Origin of the sequence: Kitasatospora sp. NPDC052868 (genome assembly GCF_044547105.1) — a bacterium.
In the GTDB taxonomy this organism is placed as follows: domain Bacteria; phylum Actinomycetota; class Actinomycetes; order Streptomycetales; family Streptomycetaceae; genus Kitasatospora.
Genome location: NZ_JBITZW010000014.1, coordinates 110,785 through 119,220, shown reverse-complemented (window position 1 = coordinate 119,220; position 8,436 = coordinate 110,785). Strand labels below are relative to the sequence as shown.

Below are 8,436 nucleotides of genomic sequence, written 5' to 3'. Positions count from 1 at the left end.
CGGGCGCACCGGGAGCACCCGGCGCACCGGCCACGCCGGAAGCACCGTTGGGGCCGGGAGCACCCGGAGCACCGGGCGAGCCGGCCGAGCCGGCGGGCCCACTGGGACCGGCAGGACCGCTCGGACCGGCAGGGCCGCTCGGACCGGCAGGACCACTCGGACCCGCCGGCCCGCTCGGTCCGGGCGGGCCGACGGTGCAGGCCGCCCTTGTGATGGTGTTGTCGTCCAGCGTGACGGCCCCCGTGCGCGCCAGGGCGCGGCCTTCGATCACCGAGGCGTGGTTCACCGTGATGGACGTCATGGCCAGGATGTTGCCCTTGAAGAAGGAGCTGACGTCGATGGTGGCGGAGCTGCCCACCTGCCAGAACACATTGCAGGGCTGCGCCCCGTTGATCAGGCTGACGACGCTCGACGGGGCCGTGATCAAGGTGGAGGCGATCTGGAAGATGAAGACGGCGCTGGGATCGCCCAGGGCGTCGAGAGTGACGGTCCCGGTGAGGTTCAGCGACGACGTCGCGTTGTAGACGCCGGGCGTCAGCGTCAGTCCGCCGATGTCGCCCGGAGACGTCAAGCTGGCCGTGGGGGCCCGGCCTGCGGCGTCGTTGTAGGCGATGACCAGATCGGACTGCGCCTGTGCGGCCTGGGCGTCGTTGACATGCTGGACTCCGTTCACGATCCCGGGCGGAAAGCCCGTCACGCTGGTGCCCGGGCTGAGGCCGAGGTCCCCGTTGATCACGCTGGGACCGGTGTTGGTGACCGTCGAGGCGCCCAGGACCGCGTAGCTGGTGTCGGTCCCCAGCGTCACCGGTGCCTGTGCGGCGTGTGCGGGGCTCGCGACCAGACCCGCCGTCGCAAGCAACGTCAGTCCGGACAGCAGGACGAGCGCCCCGGTGAGTCGGGAGCGTTTACGCCCTCTCTCAGGTGGGGCGGACGGAATGGCATTGACTGCCATAGGACATGACCCTTTCTAGTCGCGTTGGGACCCGTCACTCGGAAAGAGGATTTCGGAGCGCCGATAGTGAGTTCTGGTCGGACCGCAAGCCCTCGTGCATGCGCCAGGGCGCCACGGGGGTCACCCCGGGAGGGCCGCGGAGCGGCAGCCGACCAGGGATGGGTGATGCGCCGTCACCAACTCAGTACACCGTGCAACGAGAACATGAAAAGGAAAGAATGATAAAGATGCAAAAGGGTGACGCACTGGCGCCAACGGGGCATATTCCTCCCCGCTCCGGCGTGTCGTTTGCTAACGAACTCAATGCCGCGTACGGGGCCGTCGACTTCTGCTTCGGTCGGCTCCCCCGAGTCCTGCCATGCCGGCGGAACCCGGTATCGCCCTCGGCGGAGCCCGCCAACCCGGCTTCCACCGCAACCCTCCCCGAGTCGCCGCTCACGCCTTAGCAGTACCGTTTTTCCTCTTGGCTGCGTCCAGGGTGGTGAAATGACGTATCGCCCGGGGGATGGATTCGTTGGCCCGAATATGAACGACCCAACGAATCCGCAGGGCGGGCTGCTCGCGGCACCCGAAGGCAACGCCGGCACCGTGGCCGAACGCTGTCGCATCGCCGGCGGCCTGCTCAGAGTCACGCTCGGGGAGCTGCGCGAGGCTCTCGGGTATCGGAGACTCGGCAAGTACGTCCTGGACGAAGTGGCCGAGAGTCTGACCGCGGAGGGGCTCGGCTGGTTTCCGGCCTGGCGGCTGTCACCGAGGGAGAACGGTGAACCGCGCAAGGAACACGAGCTGTGGGTGTTCCTCCGGGACGACGGCCTGCGGTGCCAGGTCATCGACGCCATCCAGACCCCCGACGGTTTCGACGTCCCCACCGTCCTGAACGGTTTGCTCGCCGACCGCCCCCAGGACCTCTCCCCGGAGCGCAAGCTCGGCCTCATCCGCGAAATCCTCGGGCTCTGAGCCGCCGAGCGGGTGGCCACGGGCGGTGGGGCGGATCAGCCGGGCGCGGGACACGTTCTACGCATGTGCGCGACGTGATCTGGGGATTGCCGGGCCGCCTCCGCCCTCGGGTGGTCGGCCTCGGGCGTGGCAGCAGCCGGACCTCGAATCGTCGTCCTGACGGCCGCGGCGCCGAGGCGGGAGCCGAGGGCCGGTCCGGCGGAGGGTGACGCGGAGTACCGTGGGGAGTAACCGAGGACACGTCGCATACCGGTATTCACGCCGGTGTCGCCCTGGGTCATGAGCGGCCCTCCTGTCGAGGGCCCGACGGGCGGCCACTGATGATGGCGATCCCCCTTCCCTTCTCCTCCGCGGGCCCGTGGTCCGTTCCGGGTGTGCCGCTGCTGCCGCGGCTGGTGCTGGAACCGACCTTGGCGCGGGGCGGGATGTTCGACGGCGCCTGGTGGCCGCGGTCGAAGGACATCCGGGCCGAGCTGCCCGATCTGATCACCGCGCTCGGGGCCCATCTGGGCCGGATCGTCCGGGTCGGCCTCGACACCGGCGCCTGGGGTGACATCCCCCAGTCGATCGTGGTGGACGGGCTGGTGGTCAGGATCGGATGGTTCGCCGCCAGTGGCGAGACGATCAGCCTCACCCGGGGCTTCCAGGACCACTTCCTCCTGTTGGTGGTGCCGCCCGGCACCGACGCGGGGATCGCGGCGAGCGCGATGGCGGGTGCCGCGGCGCTGGGGAACCACACCCCGGCGGCGGAGCTGCTCGCCTGAGCGGCTACTGCGCGACGTCCTGCGGGTACCAGCGCAGCTCGACGGTGTTGCCGTCCGGGTCCTGGACGTAGACCGAGGTGGCGCTGCCGCGGGCGCCGTACCGCTGGACCGGGCCTTCGAGGACGGTGAAGACGCCGGAGGCGATGACCTCGTCCCAGTCCAGCGGCTCGACGGTGAGGCAGATGTGGTCGACGTTGGACTCGCCGCGGTCGCGGCCGACCAGGTCGATGATGGTCTCCGCGGAGATCCGGGCCGAAGGGAAGGACACCCGGCCGGCCCGCCACTCGTCGACCCGCACCGGGGCCAGGCCGAGCAGTCCGACGTAGAAGTCCAGGGAGCGCTCGACGTCCCGGACGTTGAGGACGAGGTGGTCGAAGGCCTTGATGCGGACGGCGGCCATGGTGGGCTCCCGGGGTGGTGGTGGGTTGTGGTGACGGGTTCCACGATCCGCTGTTCGGGGAGCGGCATCAACGCACGTCTGCACTACGATCGTTGAGTCAGAGTTAACGATCGGATGGTTCGTCATGTGGGAACGGCATGAGATCGAGGCCTTCCTGACGCTCGCGCAGGAGCTGCACTTCGGCCGTACCGCCGAGCGCCTCGGCGTCACGACCGGACGGATCAGCCAGGTGATCGGCAGGTTGGAGCGCCGCATCGGCGCCCGGCTGTTCGAGCGGACCAGCCGTACCGTCCGGCTCACCGCGATCGGGCGGCGGCTGGCGGACGACCTGGTGCCGCTGGTCGCCGGGATCGAGGAGTCGGTGCGCCGGGCCGTCGACGCCGGTCGCGGTGTGACCGGGGAGCTCCGGGTCGCCTTCCTCGGCGAGTGGACCGCGACGGTGCTGCTCCGGGCCGTGAACCTGTTCACCGAACGCCACCCCGGGTGCCGGGTCGACGTCCGCGAGGTGCAGCTCTTCAACTCCCGGGCGAGCCTGCTGGACGGCTCCGTCGACCTGCTCATCGCCGCCTTCCCCTTCGACGGGATGGCCCGCGGGCCGGCCCTGATCTCGGAGCGGCGGGTCCTGGCGGTGCCCGCCGGGCACCCGCTGGCAGGGGTGGAGTCGGTGTCGGTGGAGGTCCTCGCCGAGCATCCGGTGGTGCAGTACCCGGCGGTCACCTCGGCGGAGTTCAAGCGGGACCGCACGCCTGACCGGACCCCGTCCGGCCGCCCGGTGCCGAAGGGGCCGGTGGGCAACACCTTCTCCGAGATGCTCTCGCTGGTCGCGATGGACCGCGGCGTCCTGCCGGTGGGCGAGCACTCCCGGCGGTACTACCCGCGCCCGGACGTGGCGTACGTGCCGATCCACGACGCCCCGCCGATCGACCGCGGGCTGGTCTGGTTGGAGAGCAACACCACCGAGCGGGTCCGCGAGTTCGTCCGCGCGGCGACGGATGCCGCCGGGGATCCGGCCGGGCCGGCACCGCAGGCCTGACCCGGCGTCATGGGGCGCGCCAGGGAAGATCGTCGGGCCGTCCGGTGTTCGGGCGGGGGACGAAAGGGGAGTGACGATGTCGCAGCGGATCACCGCGGTCGCGGTCCTGCGCGCCAAGGCCGGCCGGGAGGCCGAGATGCGGGAGCAGGCCCGGTCGATGATCGGGCCGAGCCTGGCCGAGCCGGGGTGCCTCTCGTACCGGAACTACGTGGACCCGGACGATCCGCGGGCCTGGGTGGTGCTGGAGGAGTGGGAGTCGAGGGAGGCCTTCGAGGCGCACCTGGCCAGCCCTCATCTGGCCCGGTCGCTGGAGCGGTCGGCGGAGCTGCTGGACGGCCCGCCCGAGCTGCGGGTGCTGACCGGCGCCGAGTGAGGCCCGCGGCGGGCGGGTGCCGACCCGACCCGGTCGGCACCCGCCCGGTCGGAAACCCCGACGGTCAGACCTCGTCCGGGCCGGTGAAGGCCGGCGGGGTGTAGCCGGGGCCGGTGAAGTCCGGGCCGGTGAACGCGGCGGTGCGCGGCTCCCGGCCCTCGGGGTCGGTCAGCCCCTCGGCGCCGGGGCTGGTGAAGCCGGGCCCGGTGTAGTGGCCGCTGCTGTAGCCGGGGCTGCTGAAGTCCGGCGGCGGTGGCGAGCCCGGGGCCGGGACGACGGGCGGCAGCGCCGGCTCCGAGTGCAGATGGGCGTGCAGGTACGGCAGCAGGGCCCGCCGGCCCAGGGCGTGCTGCCACTCCCGGCGGGCGTCGGCGAGTTCGGCGGTGAGGTCCGGGTCGGCGCCGCCGGGGGCGGTGGCACCGTCGCGCAGGGCGGTGAGGATCAGCCCGACTATGCCGACGACCATCGCGAGGGCGCCCGCCGCGAGCGCCACCCAGCCGGCCGTGAGCACCGAGCGGGCCAGCGGCAGATCGGGGTCGGCGGCGCGCATCGCGTACCCGAGGAGCAGCAGGACGAGGGCGGCGGCCCAGGCGAGGATGGGGGTGAGCACGGTGAGCACCGGGAACAGTCCGGCGCCGCCGTTGCCCGAGCGCAGCTGGGTGAGCAGCCCGGGGGCGGTCGATTCGCCGTGCCGGCCTGGTGGGGGCGCGCTGCGCAGGCTCGCGCGCAGCCGCGTGTAGTGCTCGTACTCGGCACCGGCCGCGGCCGCGACGGTGTCGGCGGCGAGCAGCGCCTTGGTGCGCAGCTGTTCGGCGGTGAGGGCGCCGGGCGTCTGCAGGGCGGTGAGGATCGTGCCGTCACGCAGTGCTTCGTCGAGGAGGCGCTCGAACTCCGGGCGGTCCTCGGTGAGCAGGTGCGGGGCGTTGTTCATGGGGACCCCGTTCATGCGAACCCCGTGCGGCCCCGCTCCGCGGAGGCTTGCGGACACGGTGGTCCCGGGCACCTGGGCCCCGCGGGCACGGAGACGGGCCGCCACACGAGCGGCCGGGTGTGGTGTGCCTCGATGGTAGGGGCGGGTGCGGTCGCGCTGACAGTCGGTTTCCGGAATTTCGCTCCGGTCGCCGCCCCGGCCCGCGAAGGGCGCAGGCCAGGGGCGGTTGCGAACACCTGTTCAGTTGACGGTCCGGTGGGTCGCCCGGGGCGTGGACCGTGCCGGCCGACCGGTTGGACCGTCGGATCGGTCAGATCGGCAGCCGCGCGACCAGCAGCCGGCCCTCCATGGTGACGCCGCCGTCCATGGCGACGGCGAGGTCGTCCGCGTAGATGTACGGGCCGGGGATGTGCGGCGGCACGCCGTCGTCCGAGTGCACCGTGCCGGTGAGGTACGGGATCGGACTGTGCCCGTGCACCACGCGCGAGCCGCCGTAGGCGTCGAGCAGCTCGTGGACCGCCTGCGGGCCGCCGTCGCCGCGGAAGGCGAAGCGCTTGGTGAAGCGGCGGAAGCAGTCCCACCACTCGTCCACGCCCTCGTCCGCGAGCAGGTCGTGGACGGCGTCGTTGACCTCGGGGATCGACTCGCCGTACTCCAGGTACGCGGTGGTGTCGGAGTGCAGCAGCAGGTGGCCGTCCTCCAGCGCGATGGCGGGGAGCCGGGAGAGCCAGCTGATGTGGTGCGCCTCCAGGCGGTCCAGGTCGTGCTGCTGGCCGCCGTTGAGCCGCCAGGCGGCGAGGAAGGAGGCGGTGCCGGCGGTGGACTGGACGGGCTCGTCGCCGTACCGCGCGGCGCCGAGGAAGAGCAGTTCGTGATTGCCCATCAGGGCCCGGCAGTAGCCGCCGGCCGCGGCGGCCTCGGCGGCGAGCTGCATGACCAGGTCGATCACGCCGATGCCGTCCGGGCCGCGGTCGGTGAAGTCGCCGAGGAACCAGATCCGGGAGCGGCCGGCGGCCCAGTGGCCGTCGGCGTCGATCAGGCCCTGGTGGCGCAGCTCGGCGCGGAGCTCCTCCAGGTAGCCGTGCACGTCGCCGACCACGTAGAGCGGGCCGACCGGCTCACCGGGGGCGGGCGCCGGGTAGGGGTAGGCAGGGACGGGCTCGGCGAGCGGCGGGCCCAGCTCGATGGTCGGCGGGTCGTCGCCCTGGTGGACGGGCGAGGGCCGGTCGGGCAGGGTCGGCTCGTAGCCGGGGTGCGCGGCCTGCTGCTCGTGGGCGTTGTGTGCCTGCCCGGTGGCCGGCCAGTGCTGTTCGAGGTAGCGCGCGCCGCCGTAGCCGCTGTACGTCTCCGACCCGTACGCGGCCTCGGCGTACCCGGCGGGCTCCGGTTCGTAGTAGGTGCCGTAGGGCAGCACGTCGAGGTCCGGCTGGTGACGTGGGCCTGAGTCCGGGTGTTCAGGCCCGGGGAAGCGGTCCTCGGGTGTCATTCGCCCATCATAGGAAGACCACTCTCCCGGCGTCGTCACCTGGTGGGTATCCAATCCTCCGGAGCGTCAGCCGGGCAGTCCGTCAGGTCCGTTTTGTCCCGGCTGGGGATGGTCTGGTAGCGCCAGCTACACCTCGCCCGGCGGGCGCGGCGGGGAGACCGTGGTGCGCGGGCTCCGGCGCTGGGAGGAGGCGCGGACGATCAGCTCGGTGGGCATCAGGGTGCCGGGCGGCGGGCCGGTGCCGGCGGTGCGGAAGCGCGGCGGGAAGAGCCGGGCGATGTCGACGCCCGTCCCCGAGTCCACTCCCTCGATGGCGTCGATGAGCAGGTTGACGACGGTGGTGCCGATCCGCCGGGGCTTGAGCGACAGGGTGGTGATCGGCGGCTCGGTGGCCGCGTAGACGTCGCTCTCGCTGCAGCAGACCAGCAGCAGGTCGTCGGGGACCCGCAGGCCGTACCGGCGGGCGGCGGCGAGCAGGTCGGTGCCGTTGGGGTCGAACAGGCCGTAGACGGCGTCGGGTCGGTCGGGGCGGGCGAGCAGCCGGTCGGCGGCGACGGCGCCGGCGGCCGGGTCGTGGGCGGGGTAGGCCTCGTACACCGGCTCCTGTCCGACCTTGGCGCACCAGCCGAGGTAGGCCTCGGTGGAGAGCCGGGTGTAGGTGTCGGTGCTGGTCCCGGTGAGCAGGCCGATCCGGCGGGCGCCGGCCTCGGAGAGGTGGTCGAGGATGCCGAGCACGGCCGCCTCGTGGTCGTTGTCGACCCAGGCGGTGACCGGGCAGTTGCCCGGTTTGCCGTCGCTGACCACCGGGACGCCGGACCGGTACAGCTCGCCGACCAATGGGTCCTGGTCGGGTGGGTCGATGACCACGGTGCCGTCCAGGGCGATGTTGCCCCAGACGTCGTGCCGGGAGGAGGCCGGCAGCACCACCAGGGCGTAGCCGCGGCCGAGCGCGGCGCTGGTGGCCGCCCGGGCCATCTCGGCGAAGTAGGCGAACTCGGTGAAGGTGAACGGCTCTTCGCCGTAGGTGGTGACGGTCAGTCCGATCAGGCCGGAGCGCCCGGTGCGCAGGGTGCGGGCGGCGGCCGAGGGGCGGTAGCCGAGGCGCTCGGCGACCTCGCGGACCCGGCTTCTGGTCTCGTCGGGCAGGCGGCCCTTACCGTTCAGCGCGTCGGAGACGGTGGTGATCGACACTCCGGCGGCTGCTGCCACATCCCGGATGCCGGCCCGCTCCAGACGCCGTGAGGTGGTGGGCCGCCGACCGCTCTGGTTGGCTGCTGCTGTCATGGCGGACCGATCGTATGGCTCCTGACAAGGGTCTGTGACCGGCGCATCGGGAGCCCGAAAGGGGCCCGAGGAGATACGTTTCTCCGTGAGTGAGACGGCGTGCGCCCCTTCGATACCCGCTCGAAACCGGCCGTCTTACCTCTGACATGTGCCATAGGAACCCTGCAGAATGGCTGATCTGCGCCCGTAACCCGGCCGGGCATCTCACCCCTTCGGGTGAGTGCGGTCGGTATCGTTCAGGGCACCCGACCGGGGT

At 72.2% G+C, this 8,436-nt stretch carries 9 protein-coding genes; 4 read left to right on the top strand and 5 right to left on the bottom strand.

All coding sequences use genetic code 11. The features are described 5' to 3' along the window. On the bottom strand, positions 1-952 hold a 952-nt coding region (locus ACIGZJ_RS23895; protein ID WP_396459128.1), incomplete at its 3' end, for an ice-binding family protein. Between the two features lie 486 nt (positions 953-1,438). Between ACIGZJ_RS23895 and ACIGZJ_RS23890 the strand changes: the two genes are divergently transcribed. Next, complete coding sequence (locus ACIGZJ_RS23890) at positions 1,439-1,909, top strand: hypothetical protein (RefSeq protein ID WP_396459127.1); 471 nt, start codon at positions 1,439-1,441, stop codon at positions 1,907-1,909. 374 nt (positions 1,910-2,283) lie between these two features. Next, the gene (locus ACIGZJ_RS23885) at positions 2,284-2,673 is read left to right on the top strand and encodes a DUF5994 family protein (protein WP_396459126.1); all 390 of its coding nucleotides are present in this window, start codon (positions 2,284-2,286) and stop codon (positions 2,671-2,673) included. 4 nt (positions 2,674-2,677) lie between these two features. Here ACIGZJ_RS23885 and ACIGZJ_RS23880 read toward each other — a convergent pair whose 3' ends face one another. After that, positions 2,678-3,073: a VOC family protein gene (locus ACIGZJ_RS23880; protein WP_396459125.1), complete on the bottom strand. Its 396-nt coding sequence runs from the start codon at positions 3,071-3,073 to the stop codon at positions 2,678-2,680. Positions 3,074-3,197: 124 nt separating this feature from the next. On the opposite strand from ACIGZJ_RS23880, the gene ACIGZJ_RS23875 reads away from it, so the two are divergent. Together ACIGZJ_RS23875 and ACIGZJ_RS23870 are read left to right on the top strand one after the other, a co-directional pair. Then, complete coding sequence (locus ACIGZJ_RS23875) at positions 3,198-4,106, top strand: LysR family transcriptional regulator (RefSeq protein ID WP_396459124.1); 909 nt, start codon at positions 3,198-3,200, stop codon at positions 4,104-4,106. Between the two features lie 76 nt (positions 4,107-4,182). After that, positions 4,183-4,479, top strand: coding sequence for a putative quinol monooxygenase (locus ACIGZJ_RS23870; RefSeq protein WP_396459123.1), 297 nt, complete (start codon positions 4,183-4,185; stop codon positions 4,477-4,479). A 64-nt stretch (positions 4,480-4,543) separates the two neighbouring features. On the opposite strand, the gene ACIGZJ_RS23865 is transcribed toward ACIGZJ_RS23870, so the two are convergent. From ACIGZJ_RS23865 to ACIGZJ_RS23855, 3 genes are all read right to left on the bottom strand, one after another. Next, positions 4,544-5,425 (bottom strand): hypothetical protein, encoded by an 882-nt coding sequence (locus ACIGZJ_RS23865; RefSeq protein WP_396459122.1) that lies wholly within the window; start codon positions 5,423-5,425, stop codon positions 4,544-4,546. Between the two features lie 295 nt (positions 5,426-5,720). Further along, positions 5,721-6,896 (bottom strand): metallophosphoesterase, encoded by a 1,176-nt coding sequence (locus ACIGZJ_RS23860; RefSeq protein WP_396459121.1) that lies wholly within the window; start codon positions 6,894-6,896, stop codon positions 5,721-5,723. 126 nt (positions 6,897-7,022) lie between these two features. Continuing rightward, on the bottom strand, positions 7,023-8,180 hold the full coding sequence (locus ACIGZJ_RS23855; RefSeq protein ID WP_387941168.1) for a LacI family DNA-binding transcriptional regulator: 1,158 nt from the start codon (positions 8,178-8,180) through the stop codon (positions 7,023-7,025). Between the last annotated feature and the right edge of the window lie 256 nt (positions 8,181-8,436).

Excerpts from the sequence above, each read along its gene's own strand:
- ACIGZJ_RS23855 (WP_387941168.1), bottom strand. The coding sequence starts at position 8,180 with ATGACAGCAGCAGCCAACCAGAGCGGTCGGCGGCCCACCACCTCACGG.
- ACIGZJ_RS23875 (WP_396459124.1), top strand. The coding sequence starts at position 3,198 with ATGTGGGAACGGCATGAGATCGAGGCCTTCCTGACGCTCGCGCAGGAG.
- ACIGZJ_RS23870 (WP_396459123.1), top strand. The coding sequence starts at position 4,183 with ATGTCGCAGCGGATCACCGCGGTCGCGGTCCTGCGCGCCAAGGCCGGC.
- ACIGZJ_RS23860 (WP_396459121.1), bottom strand. The coding sequence starts at position 6,896 with ATGACACCCGAGGACCGCTTCCCCGGGCCTGAACACCCGGACTCAGGC.
- ACIGZJ_RS23865 (WP_396459122.1), bottom strand. The coding sequence starts at position 5,425 with ATGAACGGGGTCCCCATGAACAACGCCCCGCACCTGCTCACCGAGGAC.
- ACIGZJ_RS23880 (WP_396459125.1), bottom strand. The coding sequence starts at position 3,073 with ATGGCCGCCGTCCGCATCAAGGCCTTCGACCACCTCGTCCTCAACGTC.
- ACIGZJ_RS23890 (WP_396459127.1), top strand. The coding sequence starts at position 1,439 with ATGACGTATCGCCCGGGGGATGGATTCGTTGGCCCGAATATGAACGAC.